Source organism: Mucilaginibacter sp. UYNi724, assembly GCF_054057495.1.
This window is the reverse complement of record NZ_JBSRZI010000001.1, coordinates 605285-625892: the sequence shown is the minus strand read 5'-3', so window position 1 is coordinate 625892 and position 20608 is coordinate 605285. Positions and strand designations below refer to the sequence as shown.

Genomic DNA, 20608 nt, shown 5'->3' with positions numbered 1-20608 from the left:
GTATGCGGTTATACATTTTATAATTAGTGAAAAAGAGTAATAAATAAATATGTGTAGATAAAAATCGACGTGTGTTTTAAGCTTTGGTCAGAGCAACACGCCTTCAGTAAATATTCGGTTTATTGCCAGTAAAGAAAATGCATTTAAAAATAGCCAATTCGTCAAATAATCTCAAAATTTAGTTTAAATGTATCGTGGGTAATAATGGTATTTCCAGAACTTATATTTACATATAGATTTGTTGGGGCAAAACATTGCCATAAGCCGCTTAATATTTATTTATGAAGAAAGTTTACATTGCTTTTTGGGCGATATTGGTACTGGCATCTTGCGGGCCGAAGAACGATTGGAAGAAGCTGGCGGAGAACCCGAATTTTATCCATCGCTCGGTTAAACAGGTTACCGATGTAATGCTTCGTGATATTTACTCTCCGCCTGTTGCCAGCCGTATTTACGCGTATATTTCTGTAGCGGGCTATGAGGCCGCGCGGCAGGGCGATAAAAAGTATCTTACTTTATCCGGCCAACTTAACGGCCTTGGTCCGCTACCACAACCAACGCCAGGCAAGCAATTCTGCTACTCGCTCGCGGCGTCACATGCGGTACTCTTGGTAGGAAAAATACTCGTAATGTCCGAAGGGCGGATAGAAAGCTTCCACGACGGCATGATGCAAGAATTTAAAGATACCGGCATGCCCGATGAGGTTTATCAAAACTCTATAGAATACGGCAAGCTCATAGCCGACGGCATTTTGAAATGGGCGGGGAAAGATAACTACAAACAAACCCGTTCCTTAGCTAAATACGACGTGCAAACCGACGACGCCACCTGGCAGCCAACCCCTCCTGCCTACCTGAAAGGAGTGGAGCCACATTGGAATGATATCAGGCCGTTCCTGTTAGATTCGGCGCAGCAGTTTAAACCTGCCAAGGCGGTAGATTTTTCGTCGAAGCCGGATAGCTATTTTTATAAACTGGCGCAGGATGTTAAGGATACGGGTCTTCATTTATCTGAAGAACAAAGCGCTATAGCTACGTACTGGGATGACAATCCATTTAAAGTGAACAACAACGGCCATACCATGTTTGCCATCAAAAAGATCTCGCCGGGTGGGCACTGGATGGTTATTGCGGGCTACGCCTGCCGTAAAGCTAAAGCCGACTACATACGCACCGCCGAAACCTACGCCTGCCTTGCTGTGGTAATTGCCGATAGTTTCATCAATTGCTGGGATGAGAAATATAAAAGTAAGGTGATAAGGCCCGAAACCTACATCAACGCGCATATAGATCAAAGCTGGATGCCGCTGCTGCAAACGCCGCCCTTTCCTGAATATACCAGCGGGCATAGCGTGGTTTCAAATGCGTCGGCAGTGGTGCTAAGTAAGCTGTTTGGGGATGATTTTGCCTTTACAGATTCTACTGAGACGGCTTTTGACCTGCCTGCGCGTAGTTTTAAATCTTTTAAAGCTGCTGCAGAGGAAGCATCCATTAGTCGTTTTTACGGGGGTATACATTATATGCCATCTATTAATAACGGCATTACCGAAGGGCAACAGATTGGACGGTTTGGCCTTGCCAAATTAAAAACACACAAATAACTAAACCGACTTAGCTTTTGCACGTTTGCTTTGCTGATACTCTGTAGGGGTGGTGCCAAACTGTTTAAGGAAGTTGCGGCCCAGGTGCGATTGCGAGCTATAGCCAACCATGTTTGCAACTTCGTAAATCTTATAATCGCCGTTCTCTAATAACTTTGCTGCAGCCTTTAAACGGGTAATATTGATCAACTCGTTAATGGTAAGATTTGATATGGCTTTTACCTTGCGGTAGAGGGTTGGCTTGCTCATATTCATGAGATTGGCAATGTGCTCAACATCAAGACCCGCATCCTGCATGTTTTTGTATATAACGGTATTTAGTTTATCCAAAAAGCTTTCATCGGGTTTTGAATAAGCCATTGTTTTGATATTCGCCAACGGCGAACTCGCGAAATAATCTTTTATTTTATTGCGGTTAATAAGAAGATTGGCAATTTGCACTTGTAAGTGTTCCGGAGAAAATGGTTTTTCGATGTAAGCATCGGCACCCACTTCTAAACCTTCAATTTTGCTTTGGAGGGTATTGCGGGCAGTTAATAAGATAACAGGAATATGGCTGTGCTCAAAATTGGTTTTAATGCGTTTACAAAACTCAAAGCCGTCAATAACCGGCATCATTACATCACAAATAACAAGTTGGATATTCTCTTCCTCCACACGGTCCAGCGCTTCCTGGCCATTCATAGCCTTAATTACGGCGTACTTTTCCGTCAGTTCATTTTCTACAAAATCCAGTATCTCCGGATTATCATCTACCAAAAGTATAATTGGTTTCATGCTATCAAAATTTTCTTTTCGGTTTATAACGCCGGCGTATTCATAATCGTCAGATGTATTATGAAGATCGAACTCTTTGTCCTGGTGAATTGGTAACGTAAGAGTGAAGATATTAAAATTATCTAACGGGTCACTTAAAAAAAGAAAACCTTTATGCAGTTCGCTCAACGAGCGCGAAAGTGATAGCCCAATGCCGGTGCCCGTTTGCTTTTCAGATTCCTTCATCCTGAAGAACGGCTCAAAGATGCGTTCGCGCAGTTCCATAGGGACGAGGTAGCCATCGTTTTTTACCACAATGGTAAATGATGTGTCGCCCTCGGCGGGGTCAAACAGGGTTATATTTACTTCTGATGAGGCATATTTGATGGCATTATTAATAAGGTTACTGATAATCTTGGTAAAGGCCTCGATATCTACAAAGGCATACAGTACTTTATCCGGGTGATTAAACGTATAGCTAAAGTTTTTTTGCTCGGCTATGGTTTTAAATTGCAGGAAGGCATCCTTAAGTAATTCGCTGATGTTTGTTTTTACAAAGTTAAGGCTAAAGCCGTTGGTCTCGGTTTTTCTGAAATCTAGCAGTTGATTGGTAAGATCGAGTAACCTATCGGTATTGCGTTCCATAATTTGTAAGTTGCCATGTATCTCAGGCACCTCGGCAGCGCGCTTCATCACCTTTTCCATTGGGGCCTTGATGAGCGTTAATGGCGTACGGATCTCATGGGCAACATTTGTAAAAAACTCTATTTTGGCATTGTAAAGCTCTTTTTCTTTATCACTTTCCAGTTGTTGTATCAGGCGCTGGTTCTTCTGCCTAATGTTTCTGTGGTAACTCCTTAAAAGGTAATATATTGTAGCGAGGATGAATAAGGAATAGATCATATATGCCCACGCGCTTTTCCAAAATGGCGGGGCTATATCTATCTCAATGGTGGTTTCTTTATTTGTCCAGTTACCGTCGTTATTAGCCGCTTTAACCGTAAAAGTGTAATGGCCGGTAGATAATTGTGTGAAATAAACCTTACGATTAGCTTTAATGGTTGTCCAGGTATGGTCCAGGCCTTTCATTATGTATTTATATTGCGTCATCTCTGGCGACGGGAAACTCAGGGATGCAAAATCGATACTAAAGGAAGATTGGTTGTAGTTGAGTTTTATTTTTTTGGTGCAAATAATAGAGTGCTTTAGTAATGAATCCTGCCCATTTACCGTGATCTCTTTATTATGCACCTGGAAACCCGTAATGTATACCGGCGCCACAAAAGCGTTTTTGGTGAACAGCGCAGGGTTAAAACTTACCATGCCCCGCACACAACCGAAGTACATGGTACCGTCAGTATCTTTAAACGCAGAGTTATAATTGAACTGATCGCTTAAAAGCCCGTTTGCTTTGGTGTAGATATTAATATCGTTGGTGCCAAGGTTTAGCGAGATCAAACCGCGTGATGTGCTCACCCAGATATTCTTATTGTTATCCTCCAATATTTTAAAGGTGTAGTTGCTGGGCAGGCCATTTTCGTTATCGTAGTATTTAAAGGTGCGGTGGTCTGTATCGTAAAACCAAAGGCCAAGGCCTTCGGTAGCGAACCAGATGTTATTGTTGCTATCCTCGAACACGCCGTTTACAGCAGAGGTATTCAAAGCGCCTTTAGCCGGGTAATCATAAGCGAGTTTGGTTCCTGTGTTTTTATTAATGTCGTACACGTAAATACCATCCCTAACCGTGCCCAGCCAAATTTTACCGTTATGATCTTCTATCATAGAGTAGACAAAATCAACCGGCGGTATCTTATCTATCAGCGTAAAATCTTTTTTATCAAGGTTGTAGCGATACAGGCCGCGGGTTGTTGCAACCAGTATAACGCCCGCCCTGGTTTTTAAAAACGTAACAATGAAATTGCTTTTCAAAGCATTATTGCCGGCACCGGCTATAAACACTTTTTCAACCTTACCTGTTTTAATGTTGAAGATATTAAGGCCGCGCTCAAATGTGCCTATGTATAAATAGTTGCCATTGGCCAATAGCCCGTGTATGTTTGAGTTGGATATGCCATTTGATGCGCCGGGGTAATAATGTGTCCAGGTGTTTTTATCTGCCGAAAGTTTGTTGAGGCCGTTATCCTCGGTGCCCAGCCAAAAGTTGCCGTATTGGTCTTTACTAATCTCGCGTACTACGTTACCCTGTAGCGTGTTTTTTTCGCCGGGGTAATATTTACGGAATAATGAATGCTGTTTGGGGTAATAATTGATGCCGCCAAAGTAAGTGCCGGCCCATACGCCACCCTCAATATCTTTATACAGTACATATAAGGCATTGTCCGATAGCGAGTAGGGGTCGTTATAACGCTTTTTGATATTTGTAAAAGTGCCCTTGGTAGTATTATAGATAAACAAGCCCGACTCGGTAGCTATCCAATACTCATCATCACTGTACTTGTTAAAATCCCGAACGTAAACTTCGGTTTTATCGGCATTGTAGGTTAACCTGTCGATATAGGTACCGGCAACGCAATCAAACTCTTTAAACCCCTGGTTGGTGGTGCCAATGAAGATCTTATCCTTGCCGGCGTAAAAAATCTTTTCGATATAATTTGATGCCACCCGTGGCGACTTATCAAACAAACTATAACTGGTAAAAGTTCGGCTTGCCGGGTTTAACTTCTCAATGGTGCCTTTTGTAGTAGACACCCAAAGGTTGCCATTATTAAAGGCGATAGATGTAGCCTCGAAATTTTGATAAGCTTTATAATTGGTTATTTTTTTTGTTTTCTTATCATACTTCATCAGGGCAGGCCCGGCTATAAACCAGCAGTTGTTATAACTGTCTTGCATAATGCAGCGCACACCCTCCTGGCCCGCAACATTTAAATTTGTAAAGGTTTCGGTATTTGGGTTGTAGTGCTCCACGCCCTGATCTGTGCCTACCCACATGCTGCCATCTTTATCAAGGCTTAGGGCATGCACCATGTTATTTGCCAAGGTGCGTTTGTCGTGCGGGTTGTGCCTGAAAACCTTAAAAGTATAGCCGTCAAAGCGGTTGAGGCCGTCTTTTGTACCGAGCCATAAAAAGCCCTTTTTATCCTGTAAACAGGTATAAACCGTATTGTTTGATAAGCCCTGCTCAACCTGGTAATGCTTAAAATAATAGGTTTGGGCGCTGCAAAAAGTAGGCAGTACTAATAAAAAAAAGAAAAGACAGATCGGTTTCAAAATAATTGGGCTTCAAACAAATATACTTATTAAGGGCAGGGGTTTTCCTTAAAATTAACAATGATACTTTTCGACTAATTTTTGATATGATTTGGATAATCACCGGGATTTAAAACTGTTTACTTTACATTTAAATTTTAAGGGCACATTCTGGTGCTTTAAAAAAACCAATTTTAACCACAGTAAATAAATCTTATGAGAAAATCTCTACTGCCCAGACAGGAGGGGTATGTCCGTTCACATTGGTTGTACGGCCTGCACTATCCCAAATTATTATTTGTTATTTGTGCTGTTATTATGTGTATGCTTTCTGCAGACGCAGCTTTTGCCCAAACGGTAAAAGTGAGCGGTACTGTATCAGACACCACAAATACAGCGCTTATTGGTGTAGCCGTGAGGGTTCGCGGTACGCAAATAGGTGTCGCGACCGATGCTAACGGTAAATTTACCCTAAACGCGCCCGGTGCCAACGCCGTGTTGGTATTTAGCTATATAGGGTTTACCATGCAAGAGGTTCCGCTGAACGGCCAAACCAACTTAAACATCAGGCTTAAAGGTAACCGCTCCGCTTTGCAAGAGGTGGTTGTCACAGGTTTTACATCGCAACGCAGAGAATCTATTACCGGTTCCATTGCCAGCACTACTAGTAAGGACATTGAGCGGGTACACGCAGGTTCGACCGTAAGTACAGCACTTGCCGGTAAAATTGCGGGTGTAACTTTCAGGCAGTCCGAAGGCCGCCCGGGCGCTACAGCTAACATCCAGATCCGTAACATGGGTAGCCCCCTTTATGTTATTGATGGTGTGCAGCAAAATGTTAACGCGTTTAATAACCTGGCATCGAATGACATTGCAAGCGTGACCGTATTAAAGGATGCTTCGGCAGCTATATACGGTGTGCAGGCGGCAAATGGTGTTGTGGTGGTAACTACTAAAAAAGGATCGGGCGAAACACGTATCAACGTTGATGCCTACACCGGATACCAAAACTTCTACAGGTTCCCTAACGTAGCTACCACTGCTTACGACTACATGCGTTACCTTGCTGATGCACAGGTAAACAATAATGGTTCTACATCTATTACCACTGCGGAACTTGACAAATACAAAGCAGGCACCGAACCGGGTTACAAAAGCTTTAACTGGCGCGATTACATCTTAAAAGCTAACAATAACGCGCCGCTTAACTCTGTTAACGCAAACTTCTCGGGCGCGAGCGATAGGGTTAACTATTATGTATCTGCAACAAACCTTTACCAAAACTCGCAATTAGGTAAAGAGTATGAGTACAAACGCTCAAACATACAATCGAATATCGGGGTAAAACTTGCAAACGGTTTAAGGGCAAATTTAAACATCAACGGCCGTATAGAGACCGTTGAAAACCCGGGTGTACCGGGCCAAGATGATTACGGCCTGGCGAAACTTGCAGTGTTAAGGAACACGCCTTTAGAGCGCCCTTATGCTAATGATAACCCCGATTATCTGAATGATATTGGCCACACCGAAACAAACTATGCTTTTCTTAATAAAAAGCTATCGGGTGTTTACCATAGCGACAGGCGTGTGTTACAAGCCAACTTTGGTGCCGAGTATGATATTCCGGGTGTTAAAGGTTTAACGCTAAAAGGACTATACTCTTACTATGTTGAGGATTATTTGCTTAACAATCAGGAGTATACCTACAATGCTTATACCTACCGCCCGGCTACCGATACTTACGACATAACTGGTGGTAGTACCAATCCATGGCGCGAGCGCGAGCAAATAAAGGAGTTTAACACCACAACGCAGTTGCAGTTAAACTACAATAATACTTTTGGCAAGCATACCATTGCAGGTACTGTGGTTGCCGAGCGTATAGAGTTGCAGCACCTGCGTAACTGGATCCACGCTTCGCCAATATCAAACAACCTGCCTTTAATTTATTTCCCAACTGCCGATCAATACCAGGATAGGGACGATAAAGAATCGAGGTTAGGTTACGTTGCCCAGATAGATTACAACTACAACAACAAATACTACGTTCAATTTTCTGGTAGGCGCGATGCATCATATCTTTTTGCTCCCGATAAACGAGTAGGTTACTTCCCCGGTGTATCTGCTGGCTGGCGGATAACCGAAGAGGGATTCATGAAGAAACTACTTGGCGAAAATAGCTTTATCAACGACCTGAAAATTAGAGGCTCATACGGTATCCTTGGAGATGCCAGGAACCCTAACGATCCTAACGGCACTATAGTTGCGCCATACGCCTATTTAACTGGCTACAACTACAACCAGGGTACTGCCATATTAGATGGTAATTCCATTATTGTATCTCGCGATAAAGGTATCCCAATCACACGTGTATCTTGGCTGAAAAGCAAGATCACCAACGTTGGTTTAGATTTCACTTTATTCAACAGTAAACTATCGGGTTCGGCAGAATATTTTTACCGTAAACGTACAGGTTTGCTGGGGAACAGAAATGACGTGATCATCCCGGCTGAGGTTGGTTATTCGCTACCGCAGGAAAATGCAAGCAGCGATTCGCAAGCCGGTGTGGATATCGCCCTGTCCTATAACTCAAGTGTAGGTGATGTGCGCTATAACATTAGCGGTAACTTCTCTTACAGCAGGCAAAAAAATGTACAAAGCTACAACCCGCTGTTTTTTAACTCTTGGGACCAATACCGTAACTCTACCGAGAACCGCTACTCGCATATCGACTGGGGTTACGAGGTTACTGGTCAGTTCAAATCAATTGAAGAGATCAATAATTACAAGGTTAACATAGATCAGCAAGGTAACAGAAGCCTGTTGCCTGGAGATCTGATCTATAAAGATCAAAACGGCGATGGTAAGATAGATATCTATGATGAACGCCCTATAGGCTTTGGTTACGGTACGCAGCCAAACATCAACTTTGGTTTCTCTTTAGGTGCCGCCTACAAAGGGTTTGATGTACATGCCGATTTCTCTGGTGGTGCAGGTTATACCTGGTTCCAGAATTACGAAACCCGCTGGGCATTCCAAAACAACGGTAACTTCAATACCATATTTGCTGATAGATGGCACCGTGCCGATCCATACGACGTAAACAGCGCCTGGGTGCCTGGTAAATATCCCGCAAACAGGGTTAACCCTGGTTTTGGTGGCGCAAGCTATGCAGCGGATAGGAACAACGACGGATATAACGGCGATGGACAACGAAATTCAACTTTTTGGTTGCACAGCGTTAAATATTTACGTGCACGTACTATCGAAATTGGTTACACTTTGCCGGCTGGTTTGTTAGCAAGAGCTAAGATCAAGAAGGCCAGATTTTACGTGAACGGTTATAACCTGTTCTCGTTTGATAACCTTAAACAATACGCTGTAGATCCTGAAACTACTGATGATAACGGTTTGCAGGTGCCTCAGAGTAAAGTTATTAACGTAGGTGTTAATTTATCATTTTAATTGACCCTTAAGTTTAAACTCCATGAAAAAGAAATTTTTAATAATGATAGTTGCCGGCCTCCTTGTAGGAGAGTCATGCAAGAAAGACAGCGAATTTTTAGATATTCCACCTAAACAGGTATTACCTACCGAACTGGTATTTTCTGACCCCGCCCTGGTGCTCTCCGTATTGGGCGACCTATACAACAGAGTAGTCGATTTCTCGGGCCTTGATAACGGTTGGGCATCTTTTGTAGATTTTAGCGAGGCATTCCCCTCAGAAAACAGCAGCAACTTCTTTGTGCAAAGAACAGGCTGGGGCTTTGGTGAATGGGGGACTTTGGACTATGGCTATGTTCGCGACCTTAACCTGTTTATACAACGTGCCACTGCAGCTACCAAACTTACCGATGCTGACAAAGCCCGTTTTATTGCCGAGGCAAGGTTTTTAAGGGCGCAGTATTATTTCGAGATCGTAAAAAGAATGGGCGGTGTGCCTTTAATTACCGAGCCTTTAGAGTACGATTACTCGGGTAACGTAACTCCTTTGCAAAAGCCACGTTCTAAAGAGTCAGATATTTATGATTTTGTGATAAGCGAGGCTGAAGCTATAAAAACTGATTTACCGGATAATATTAAAGAAAGCATAAAATCAAGAGCTACTAAAGCGGCTGCATTAGCAATGGAAGCAAGGGCTGCCTTATATGCCGGCTCAATTGCCAAGTATGGTGCCACTACGCCGCAAGTATCGTTACCGGGCAATGAGGTAGGCATACCTGCAAGTATGGCGAATGATTATTATACTAAAGCCTTAACAGCTGCGCAAGCTATCATCACCCAACAAGCTGGCAGTTATCAGCTTTACAAAATACTGCCTGATTTGAGCGATAACTTTGCCGCTGTTTTTCTTGATAAGAGCTCTGTAAATCAGGAATCAATCTTTATAGAAGATTTTAAAGCCAACGGGGGTAAAACACATGGTTTTACAACTAATAACCAGCCCTTCTCAATATCTGACGAAGGATTGGATGCGGGCCGTTTAAACCCATCATTAAACTTGGTGGAGTCTTTCGAGAAGCTGGATAATACCTATGCTCCCCTCGTAACAAGAGATGGATCAAGCAACCCGGTTTACTACACCAATCAGCTTGATATATTTGCGGGAAGGGACGCCCGCCTCGCAGGTACAGTATTGTTGCCAAACGGTTTGTTTAAAGGTAAACGTACCGAGGTGTATGCAGGGTATCTTTTAGGTGACGGTAATATTATCACCAGCAGCGATGCCACCATACCGCAAGATGTACCTGGTTTAGGCAAAACACAAGTTGTAGGTAAAGACGGTATTGTAAACGGAGGCGAATTTAGGACCCAAACGGGGTTTTTTATCCGCAAGTATCTTGATCCAACCGTTGGTTCGGGCCGTAGGGGCAGGGGTAGCGATGTGGCATTTATCCGTTATAGATATGCAGAAGTGCTACTTAATGCTGCCGAAGCCGCTTTTGAACTTGGCCAAAAAGGCGTTGCAGTAAGTTATATGAACCAGGTGCGCTCGCGTGCAGGCTTAACCACCCCGCTAACAATCGCTGACATAACTTTTGACCGGATTGTACACGAACGCCGTGTTGAGCTTGCGTTTGAAGGACACACTCTATTTGATATGAAACGCTGGAGAATTGCCCACATTGTTTGGGATAGTAACAAAATGACGGTTGCAGACCTGATTAGCAATATTGGTAAAGCCACAAAACACAACACCCAGCCTTTCGGGTTATGGCCATATAAATACTATAATCCAGGCAACCCAAATAATAATAAATGGGTGTTTAGGGAAGTATTACCGGCCTCAGTTACCGGTGCAAATAGTTTCTCTTTTGGTAACTATTATTCGCAAATTGGGAATGATATATTATCTGCAAACCCGTTAATTGTTAAGCAACCCAATCAATAGTAAATACACATGATCATGAAAATAAAATTTCACTACATTATATTATTGTTATCCCTTTTTACAGCTTACGGCTGTAAAAAGGATAATTATGCTGCCCCATCGGTTAGCTTAAAAGGGCATTTGGTTTACAACGGCGAACCTGTTAATGTAGAATATAACAGGGTTCCGTTTGAACTTTATCAGCCGGGCTTCGGTAAAACCGGCCCTATCAGCGGCGCATTTGGCCAGGACGGTTCATATTCTACATTGCTTTTTGCAGGCGATTACAAGTTTACGATTCCGGCTAACCAGGGCCCTTTCAGATGGAAAGAACTGAGTGCAGGTAAACGCGATACCTTAGCAGTTAAAGTAAGCGGAAATCAAACGCTTGACATTGACGTTACACCTTACTACATGGTGCGCAATACAGTGTTTAACGCAGCCGGTGGTAAACTAACGGCGAATTTTAAGGTAGAAAAAGTAATAACTGATGGTAATGCAAAAAACATCGAAAACGTTACGCTCTACATTAACAAAACACAATTTGTATCAGGGGTCGATAACATTAATATAGAGATTGATCCTAATAAGCCCGAGCCCGCAATAGTTAACGGCAGCGCTATTGTTGATCCAAATAACATATCTATTGTTGATGATATCCCTACAATATCGCCAACTCAAAACTATATTTTTGTGCGTGTAGCAATAAAGATCGAAGGCGTGGAAGATCGGATTTTCTCTCCTTTGGTAAAAGTTACATTCTAATAATTAAGGGGCCATGGACCGTGGCCCCATTTTTTCTATTTTTTTAAATATTCTACACATGAAAAGACTTGCAATTAGCCTTTCCCTGGCATGTTTTGCGTTAACCGTAAATGCACAGCAAAGCAATTGGCACCTTATTAAAACCAGGATAACTACACCTTGGGCAGAAAAGGTTAACCCTAAAGCACCATTACCGGAGTACCCCCGCCCGCAAATGGTGCGCGGCAACTGGCAAAACTTAAACGGCCTTTGGGATTATGCCATCACCCCGAAAACAGAAAAACAACCTGCAGCTTATGCTGGTAAAATATTGGTGCCGTTCGCCGTAGAGTCGGCAATATCTGGTGTAAGCAAAACTGTAGGTAAGGATAGCCTTTTGTTCTACAAAACAACGGTGACGTTAAACAAGGGCCTTAAGGGTAAAGATGTATTGCTGCACTTTGGCGCGGTTGATTGGCGTGCCGAGGTTTTTGTGAACGGTAAAAGTGCCGGTGTGCACGGGGGCGGCTTTGACCCTTTTTCGTTCAATATTACCCCGTATTTAAAAAGCGGCAAGCAAGAAATAAAAGTTACCGTTTGGGACCCTACCGACGATGGCCCGCAGCCACGCGGCAAGCAGGTTAAAACTCCCGAAGGTATCTGGTACACCCCTGTTACCGGCATTTGGCAAACGGTGTGGTTAGAGGGCGTAGCAAAAACGCATATTGATGCCACCAAACAAACTCCTAACATTGATGATAAATCACTCACTATATCTGCCGAGGTGGCTAACAGCCAACCAGGCGATAAGTTAAAAGTAACTGCGTTTGACGGTAAAGTAGTTGTTGATGAGAAAACCGTTGATGCAAGCGCTACAGCCGTATTAACCATCGCTAACCAAAAGCTATGGTCAACTACCGATCCTTTCCTGTACGATCTTAAAGTGGCGGTAATTCGCAACGGTAAAATGGTAGATGAGGTGAAAAGCTATTTTGCAATGCGCAAGATCTCGTTAGGTCCTGATGCGCATGGGGTACAACGCATGTTGCTGAACAATAAATTTGTTTTCCAATACGGCCCGCTTGACCAGGGTTGGTGGCCAGATGGTTTATACACCGCGCCAACAGAGGAGGCGATGGTCTACGATATAGACCAGTTGAAAGCAATGGGCTTTAACATGATCCGTAAGCACATTAAGGTGGAGCCTGCCCGGTACTACACTTATTGCGATAAAATGGGTATGTTGCTCTGGCAGGATATGCCAAGCGGCGACCTGGGTAACGGCTGGGAGAACCGCCCGGGTGTGTTGGATCGCGCTACTGATAAACCCCGCACGGCCGAATCTGAAGGTTACTACCGCAAGGAGTGGGCCGCCATCATGAAATCGCTTCATAACTACCCATGTATAGTTGTTTGGACGCCGTTTAACGAGGCATGGGGTCAATTTAAAACTGTTGAAATATCTGAGTGGACTATGAAAAATGATCCTTCCCGATTGATAAATAGTGCAAGCGGAGGTAATTTTTACACTACCGGCCATATTGTAGATTTGCATAACTACCCTAACCCGGCAATGCCAAGGCCAGACCTGTTCGGTAAAAACACTGCGGTTGTTTTAGGTGAGTTTGGTGGTTTAGGCTGGCCTGTTGAAGGCCACAACTGGCAGGCCAATAAAAACTGGGGTTACCAGAATTTTAAAAATGGAGAAGATGTGTTGAAAAAGTACATCACATTCACCAACAGGTTGCAGCAACTAATCAAAGAAGGGTTATCAGCAGCTGTTTACACTCAAACCACTGATGTGGAGGGTGAAGTAAACGGGTTTATAACCTACGATCGTAAATTCATTAAAATGCCTGTAGAAAAACTCCATGAAGAGCACATGAAGTTATACAATCCCGAACTGGCTAAATAGATAGGTCGGTTCTATTATTAAAAAAACGGGATGGCAAATTTGCCATCCCGTTTTTTTAATGTTTGCTTTCGCAGGTAAGCGCCGACTCGAATTATCTTGATAACAGATAGTGGAAACTTTTAGCATCTACCACCATTTTTGAAGGGTTCCCTTTTGTGAATTTTGCTTTTATAATTGCCGTTTTGCGGCTTGCTACCTGGCTGCTGCTCTTGTGAGTATGCAATACGTAATAAAGCGCCTCCTTGCTACCGATAAAGAAATCGCCGTGTCCGGTTCCGTTAATCCCGGTATTTTTTCGGCTAATGATGGGGCTGTCTGCAGTCTTGGTCCACGGGCCGAATGGCGAAGTGGCGGTTGCATAACCTACAGCATAATCGATATTATGAAAGTCATTGGCCGAATAAAACAGGTAGTATCGGTTTTGATGCTTCAACACCGTTGGCCCTTCAGAAACCGGCCATCCCGAATTTTCGGTATTTTCCCATGGCAGTTCGGCATGCAGGCATTCTTTTGCGGTGGCGGTGTCTATATCAGATAAGTCGGTTTTTAAGCGTGCTACAAAAATACGATTGCCGTTTTGCAGGCGTACATGGTAAAGGTACAGGCTGCCATCGGTATCCATAAAAACAAACGGATCTATTTGTTTACCCACGCCAGAAATACACCCGATTTTTTTTTGAGTAAATGGCCCAAGCGGGCTATCGCTTTGCGCAATGGCAATATGTTCGTCGGCGGTGTAAGCCATGTAATATTTTGTGCCTTGTTTAAATACCTGGGGCGCCCAAAAACCTTTGGTGCCGTAACTATCGCCCTTAAATAAAGCATGGCCACTGCGTTTTCCAGCGGGATTTCCCCAATTTTTAAGGTCTGTAGAGCGGTAAACTAAAAAGCCGTCTTTGCTGCCAGTACCGTACAGGTAGTAGAAACCCTTATCGGCAAAAATGGTTGGGTCGGCCAGTTGAATAGTATCAACATTAGGGGTCAAACCGGATGGTTTGTAAGTAGTTGCCTGTAAGGACATCGCGCCATTTAATATAAATAGAGCGAAAAAGAGAACAGATAATTTATTCACGAATTGTTAAATTAAGTGGCCGGAAATTTACCGTTTTATATTAAAATATTTACCACGCGAATAAAGCTTTATGGGTTAACAGAGACATGATAAACGTACTTCATCCGGGATTATGATCATATGAAAACCGTTTCAACGTAGTTTATAATAAACTTCGCCACCTGCTCCTGCTCGTTTATAGTTAATGTTTCCCCATCATAGATCCAGTAGCCTTCTATATCAAATAATATCCTGCCAAGGTAATCGGGCTCTTTATGGTAAGCCGTATATAACAGATAGCACAGTGCCGCATCCCTGCTTTCCAGATCTAAAATAATGCGTACCACTTCATCAGGGCCGTTTTTACGTTTTACCCAAGCCCGTGCATCATTAATTAAATAAGCATTGTTTATCATCACAAACAAAAGTGAAAAAATAATTTGCAATTATTATTATGAATTGCTAAAAATATTAGCATAAATTTGTGATGATAATTATTTGTAATGGCCGATGCTAAAAGAGAGTTGATTAATAATCTGCAAAAAAATATTTTGCAATGGGAAGGTTATAAGCCGCCCTCGTTTGGCGAAAGAAAGCCATTTGGTTTAAATACTATTGAGGCACATTTTCCAAATGGGATGTTCCCAATGCGGGCCGTTCATGAAATGGTTTGTGCTAATATGGAACAGGCTACTGCTTCCAGTGGTTTTATAACCGGGTTACTATCGGTATTGCTGCAAAATGGAGGGGCTTGTTTATGGATCAGCCTATCCGGAAATGTATATCCAACGGCCCTTAAATTATTTGAGGTTGAGCCCGACAGAGTAATTTTCATACACCTTAGTAAAGAGAAAGATGTGTTATGGGTGATGGAAGAAGCCTTGAAATGTATAGGATTAACAGCGGTTGTAGGCGAATTATCTGAGGTTGATTTTAAGCAATCGAGGCGGTTGCAACTGGCCGTAGAAAAAAGCGGCGTAACAGGGTTTATCCTTCGTAACCGGTCAAATAAAATGGGGTCGACAGCTTGCGCTGCACGTTGGCAGATCAAACCTTTGGCAAGTGAACCTATAGATGGTTTGCCGGGCTTAGGTTTCCCCCGCTGGCAGGTTGAATTGTTACGTGTGCGTAATGGTAAGCCGGGTAATTGGGTTGTCGAATGGTCAGATAGCGGGTTCACGCCCATTGAAGAAAAGGTATTGGCACATCAAATACAAAAAGTAGGATGAGCCATGCAAAAGCGTTACATGGTAATATGGTTTCGTTATTTGACGACAGATTGGCTAACACTTCAGAAGCCGGAATTAAAGGATGTGCCTTTTGCTTTCGCCGCGACCGAACGTAACCGCATGGTGATCACAGCTGCTAATGCGGTTGCAGATACCCAGGGTATTTACTCGGGTATGGCCGCTGCTGATGCCAAAGCCATTACTACCAATTTACAGATATTTGATAACTTGCCGGGTAAAGAAGCTAAACTACTTAGGCAATTGGGATTGTGGTGCATTAGGTACACACCAATTGTAACTGTTAACGTGCCGAATAGTTTAATGCTTGATATATCTGGCTGTGCACATTTATGGGGAGGCGAACCCGGTTATTTAAAAGAGATAGTTAACAAGCTGCGGTCATCAGGCTATGATGCAAGGGCTGCCATTGCCGATACTATTGGGGCTGCCTGGGCTGTTGCACATTACGGAAAAACTACACCTATTATAGAGAGCGGCACACAGGCGCAGGCATTAATTAACTTGCCGCCCATAGCTTTACGGTTAGAGAACAATGTGCTTCAAAAACTACAAAAATTGGGTTTGGCTACCATTAAAAGTTTTATGCAGATACCACGTACCGTACTGCGAAGGCGATTTGGTGACGGCTTTCTGTTAAAGCTGGCGCAGGCATTAGGGATTGAGGACGAACCATTTATTCCGCTTATACCACCGGTGCCTTATACAGAACGGTTGCCTTGCCTTGAGCCGGTAAGAACAGCTAAAGCTATTGAAATAGCAATTTCAAAATTATTGGAAGGCCTGTGTACGCGGCTACAATCAGAAGGTAAGGGGCTTCGTAAAGCAACACTTAAGTGTTATCGTATCGATGGTAAAATGGTGCAGGCAAGTATCAGTACCAATCGCGGCTCGCATAGTGTTTCGCACTTGTTTAAACTTTTTGAATTACAGGTCAGTAAAATAGAACCCGCTTTAGGTATCGAGTTGTTTTTGTTAGAAGCACCCAAAGTAGAAGATATTGATTTGGTACAGGAAAAACTATGGGCGGGTAAGCCCGGCCTGCAGGATAAAGCTTTGGCAGAGCTGTTAGATAAGTTAGCCGGTAAAGTTGGGGCTAAAGCGATATATCGCTGCTTACCCTCAGAGAATTACTGGCCCGAGCGTTCGGTTAAACAAACTACATCTTTATCAGACACGCCAACAACCAAATGGAGAACCGACAGGCCCCGGCCATTGCGCCTGTTGCAACGCCCCGAACCTGTAGAAGTAATGGCGCTGTTGCCCGATTATCCACCAAAAGTTTTTACTTATAAAGGTAAGCGGCATATAGTTGAAAAAGCTGATGGCCCCGAACGTATCGAGCGCGAATGGTGGCAGGATAAAGGCCTGCACCGGGATTATTACGCCGTTGAAGATGCGGAAGGGCAACGTTACTGGCTGTTTAGGCTGGGGCATTACCATGATACACCGCAATGGTATTTACATGGTTTTTTTGCATAGCCATGAGATACGCCGAATTACAAGCCACATCAAATTTTAGCTTCCTGCGGGGTGGGTCGCACCCGGAAGAACTGGTTGAGCAGGCCGCTGCTTGCGGCTATGATGCCATCGCCATTGTTGACCGCAATAGCCTTGCGGGTATTGTCCGCGCCCATGTAGTAGCTAAGAAGCTTAAACCTGAATTTAAATTTATACCCGCCTGCCGGGTAGACCTGTTAGATGGCCCAAGTTTATTGGCTTACCCAACTGACCGTGATGCTTACGGCAGGCTTTCAGCATTATTAACGGTTGGTAATTTACGGGCCGAAAAGGGAGAATGCCATTTGTATAAAGCAGATGTTTATGCACATAAGCAAGGTATTCAATTCATCATCATCCCACCTGACGAATTAAACGCAAGGTTTGATTATGATGACGGGTTTAAGAAAGATATAAAGGAGTATAAAGCTGAACTTGGCGAATCTTTATACATAGCTGCCGCGCGTTCTTACAGCGGCGATGATGCAAAAAGATTAGCACGATTATCAAAATCAGGCATACCTATGGTAGCCGTAGGTGATGTGCATTATCATGAAGCTGCCCGGCGCGAGCTGCAGGATATTTTAACCTGCATCCGCGAGAAATGCACCATACATACAGCCGGTTTTAAGCTACATGCCAATGCCGAAAGGTTTATTAAACCTATTGATGAATTGCATCGCTTGTTCCGGCAATATCCTGAAGCTATTGAAAACGCATTAGCAATTGCAAATGCCTGCCGGTTTTCATTAGATACGTTAAAATATATTGAACCGGAAGAAAAAATAATTGATGGATTAACACCACAAGAACGCCTAACCAAATATACCAGGGCCGGCGCCCATGAGCGTTATGGCAGAGAGGTGCCAAAGAAAGTTTCCGATCAGATCGAATTTGAACTGGCCTTTATAGAAAAGCGGAAGTTGGCGCCCTATTTTTTGCGGGTATATAAATATACCCAAAAGGCCGAAGAATTGGGCATCCTGCACCAGGGGCGTGGTTCGGCTGCTAACTCAACTGTTTGTTATTGCCTGGCAATTACAGCGGTCGACCCTATGAAATCCCGTTTGTTATTTTCCCGTTTTATGTCTGATGCCCGCGAAGAGTGGCCGGATATTGATGTGGATTTTGAGCATGAACGGCGCGAGGAGATCATCCAGTATATTTATGAGGATTACGGCCGGGAGCACGCCGCCATTGTGGCTACAGTAACCCAGGAACGTCATCGGGGCGCTATCCGCGATGCGGGCAAAGCAATGGGTTTATCAGAAGATACCATAAAACGTGTGGGGGCTACCATTTGGGATTTTAGCGAAGAGGGTTTTGATGAAAAGCGCTTGCGCGAACAAGGGCTAAACCCGCATGATCCGCTTATTTATAAAGTATTGGAATTAACTACACAATTAATGGGGTTTCCCAGGCAGTTAGGGCAGCATACGGGTGGTTTCGTAATTACTGATAATAAGCTATCAGACCTTTGCCCGGTAATGAATGCCCGGATGGAAAACCGCACCCAACTGGAGTGGAACAAAGACGACCTGGAAGCATTAGGGATCCTCAAGGTAGATGTGTTAGGTTTAGGGATGCTCACCATGATCCGCAAGGCATTTGATATGGTGCAACAGCACTATGGTAAAAAACTAACTTTAGCTAATGTGCCGCAGGATGACCCCAAGGTATATGAGATGATCTGCCATGCAGATACCATTGGCGTGTTCCAGATTGAAAGCCGCGCGCAAATGTCTATGTTGCCCAGGCTCAAGCCTCAGTGCTTTTATGACCTGGTGATTGAAGTAGCTATTGTTCGCCCGGGCCCTATACAGGGCGATATGGTGCACCCATACTTGCGCCGGCGTAATGGTGAAGAAATCCCGGAGTATCCCAAACCAGAATTGGAAGAGGTTTTGAGACGCACATTGGGTGTGCCATTATTCCAGGAGCAGGCAATGGAAATTGCTATTGTTGCCGGTGGCTTTACCCCCGCCGAAGCTGACGAATTAAGGCGAAGCATGGCCAGTTTTAAAGCCAACGGCAAGTTAGGGCTGTATGAAAAAAAACTGGTAGATGGGATGATGAAGAAAGGGTATGAAGAAGATTTTGCCAGGCGCATATTTAAGCAGTTACAGGGTTTTGAGGGCTATGGTTTCCCTGAAAGCCATGCGGCATCATTCGCCTTATTGGTTTATATATCATCATGGCTAAAATGTTATTATCCCGATGTGTTTTGCGCGGCCTTGCTCAATAGTCAGCCAATGGGGTTTTATCAGCCGGCACAAATAGTACGCGATGCTATTGACCATCATGTTAAGGTTGCGCCTGTAGATGTAAACTATTCTTTCTGGGATAATATTTTAGAAGAAAAAAACGGCAAATTTTATGTAGTAAGGTTAGGTTTCCGCCAGATAAAAGGCCTGCGTGAAGCCGATATGCAAGTACTTATATCGGCGCGCAAAAAACTATATAGTAATATAGATCAATTGCGCACTGCTGGTGTTTCTGAAGCGGCTTTAGAGATACTGGCCGATGCCGATGCCTTTGTTTCATTAGGTTTAAATCGCCGTAAAGCTTTGTGGGAAGTATCTGCTTTAGGCGATAGGCCAATGGCGCTATTTGAAGGTGCCCCATCAGAAAGTGTAAAAGAAGTGCAGATACAATTGCCCTTAATGACAGAAGGTGAGCATGTAGTTCAAGATTATTCTTCCACCGGGTTATCGCTCAAAAATCATCCTGTTGCTTTGGTACGTGAAAAACTGGTTTTGCTGCACAACACAAAAATTGCCGACTTGAAAAATATGAAAGACGGCGACCCTGTAAGCGTAACGGGTTTAATAACCGTTCGCCAGCGCCCGGGTACGGCCAAAGGCGTATTATTTATGACCCTTGAAGACGAAACAGGCGCGGCCAATATTGTAGTTTGGGAAAGATTATTTGATCGATATCGTAAAGAGATAATCCAGTCCCGGTTATTTATGGTGCAGGGCAAATTACAGATCGAAGGCGAAGTGATCCATGTGGTAGCTAATAAATGCTTTAACTTGAATAGCCTGCTACGGAAATTAACACAAAGCAACGAAGATAATCTGCCACTTTTAACTTTGGCAAGAGCAGATGAAACAACCAAACCACATCATGGTGGTAACAAAGGCGAACAGAAAGTACATAAACAAGAAAAAGTTTTTTATAAGGGAAGGAATTTTAGATAGTTACATAATT

The 20608-nt window shown here is 43.6% G+C and carries 11 protein-coding genes; 8 read left to right on the top strand and 3 right to left on the bottom strand.

What is annotated here, in order from left to right:
- The first annotated feature begins 281 nt into the window (after positions 1–281).
- Positions 282–1601, top strand: coding sequence for a vanadium-dependent haloperoxidase (locus ACVW0P_RS02710; RefSeq protein ID WP_457130704.1), 1320 nt, complete (start codon positions 282–284; stop codon positions 1599–1601).
- Here ACVW0P_RS02710 and ACVW0P_RS02705 read toward each other — a convergent pair whose 3' ends face one another.
- Positions 1602–5588, bottom strand: coding sequence for a hybrid sensor histidine kinase/response regulator transcription factor (locus tag ACVW0P_RS02705; protein ID WP_457130703.1), 3987 nt, complete (start codon positions 5586–5588; stop codon positions 1602–1604).
- A gap of 303 nt (positions 5589–5891) precedes the next feature.
- On the opposite strand from ACVW0P_RS02705, the gene ACVW0P_RS02700 reads away from it, so the two are divergent.
- From ACVW0P_RS02700 to ACVW0P_RS02685, 4 genes are read left to right on the top strand one after another with little or no spacing between them, the layout of a single operon-like run.
- Positions 5892–9032, top strand: coding sequence for a SusC/RagA family TonB-linked outer membrane protein (locus ACVW0P_RS02700; RefSeq protein ID WP_457130702.1), 3141 nt, complete (start codon positions 5892–5894; stop codon positions 9030–9032).
- A 22-nt stretch (positions 9033–9054) separates the two neighbouring features.
- Positions 9055–10959: a RagB/SusD family nutrient uptake outer membrane protein gene (locus ACVW0P_RS02695; protein ID WP_457130701.1), complete on the top strand. Its 1905-nt coding sequence runs from the start codon at positions 9055–9057 to the stop codon at positions 10957–10959.
- Between the two features lie 15 nt (positions 10960–10974).
- Entirely contained in the window at positions 10975–11703 is a 729-nt protein-coding gene (locus ACVW0P_RS02690; RefSeq protein ID WP_457130700.1) for a DUF3823 domain-containing protein, read from the top strand.
- Positions 11704–11761: 58 nt separating this feature from the next.
- Positions 11762–13597 (top strand): glycoside hydrolase family 2 protein, encoded by a 1836-nt coding sequence (locus ACVW0P_RS02685; RefSeq protein ID WP_457130699.1) that lies wholly within the window; start codon positions 11762–11764, stop codon positions 13595–13597.
- Between the two features lie 91 nt (positions 13598–13688).
- Here ACVW0P_RS02685 and ACVW0P_RS02680 read toward each other — a convergent pair whose 3' ends face one another.
- Both ACVW0P_RS02680 and ACVW0P_RS02675 read right to left on the bottom strand, forming a co-directional pair.
- Positions 13689–14618, bottom strand: coding sequence for a glycoside hydrolase family 43 protein (locus ACVW0P_RS02680; protein WP_457130698.1), 930 nt, complete (start codon positions 14616–14618; stop codon positions 13689–13691).
- 167 nt (positions 14619–14785) lie between these two features.
- Positions 14786–15064 carry a hypothetical protein gene (locus ACVW0P_RS02675; RefSeq protein ID WP_457130697.1) on the bottom strand — a complete coding sequence of 93 codons (279 nt, stop codon included), beginning with the start codon at positions 15062–15064 and terminating at the stop codon, positions 14786–14788.
- Between the two features lie 87 nt (positions 15065–15151).
- Here ACVW0P_RS02675 and ACVW0P_RS02670 point away from each other — a divergent pair, with 87 nt between their 5' ends.
- The 3 genes from ACVW0P_RS02670 to ACVW0P_RS02660 are packed head-to-tail and all read left to right on the top strand — an operon-like array spanning position 15152 to position 20598.
- On the top strand, positions 15152–15877 hold the full coding sequence (locus ACVW0P_RS02670; RefSeq protein WP_457130696.1) for an ImuA family protein: 726 nt from the start codon (positions 15152–15154) through the stop codon (positions 15875–15877).
- Positions 15878–15880: 3 nt separating this feature from the next.
- Positions 15881–17377: a Y-family DNA polymerase gene (locus tag ACVW0P_RS02665; protein WP_457130695.1), complete on the top strand. Its 1497-nt coding sequence runs from the start codon at positions 15881–15883 to the stop codon at positions 17375–17377.
- A gap of 2 nt (positions 17378–17379) precedes the next feature.
- The gene (locus tag ACVW0P_RS02660; RefSeq protein WP_457130694.1) at positions 17380–20598 is read left to right on the top strand and encodes an error-prone DNA polymerase; all 3219 of its coding nucleotides are present in this window, start codon (positions 17380–17382) and stop codon (positions 20596–20598) included.
- Positions 20599–20608: the final 10 nt, after the last annotated feature.

Excerpts from the sequence above, each read along its gene's own strand:
- ACVW0P_RS02695 (WP_457130701.1), top strand. The coding sequence starts at position 9,055 with ATGAAAAAGAAATTTTTAATAATGATAGTTGCCGGCCTCCTTGTAGGA.
- ACVW0P_RS02685 (WP_457130699.1), top strand. The coding sequence starts at position 11,762 with ATGAAAAGACTTGCAATTAGCCTTTCCCTGGCATGTTTTGCGTTAACC.
- ACVW0P_RS02710 (WP_457130704.1), top strand. The coding sequence starts at position 282 with ATGAAGAAAGTTTACATTGCTTTTTGGGCGATATTGGTACTGGCATCT.
- ACVW0P_RS02680 (WP_457130698.1), bottom strand. The coding sequence starts at position 14,618 with ATGTCCTTACAGGCAACTACTTACAAACCATCCGGTTTGACCCCTAAT.
- ACVW0P_RS02675 (WP_457130697.1), bottom strand. The coding sequence starts at position 15,064 with ATGATAAACAATGCTTATTTAATTAATGATGCACGGGCTTGGGTAAAA.
- ACVW0P_RS02700 (WP_457130702.1), top strand. The coding sequence starts at position 5,892 with ATGCTTTCTGCAGACGCAGCTTTTGCCCAAACGGTAAAAGTGAGCGGT.
- ACVW0P_RS02665 (WP_457130695.1), top strand. The coding sequence starts at position 15,881 with ATGCAAAAGCGTTACATGGTAATATGGTTTCGTTATTTGACGACAGAT.
- ACVW0P_RS02660 (WP_457130694.1), top strand. The coding sequence starts at position 17,380 with ATGAGATACGCCGAATTACAAGCCACATCAAATTTTAGCTTCCTGCGG.
- ACVW0P_RS02690 (WP_457130700.1), top strand. The coding sequence starts at position 10,975 with ATGAAAATAAAATTTCACTACATTATATTATTGTTATCCCTTTTTACA.
- ACVW0P_RS02670 (WP_457130696.1), top strand. The coding sequence starts at position 15,152 with ATGGCCGATGCTAAAAGAGAGTTGATTAATAATCTGCAAAAAAATATT.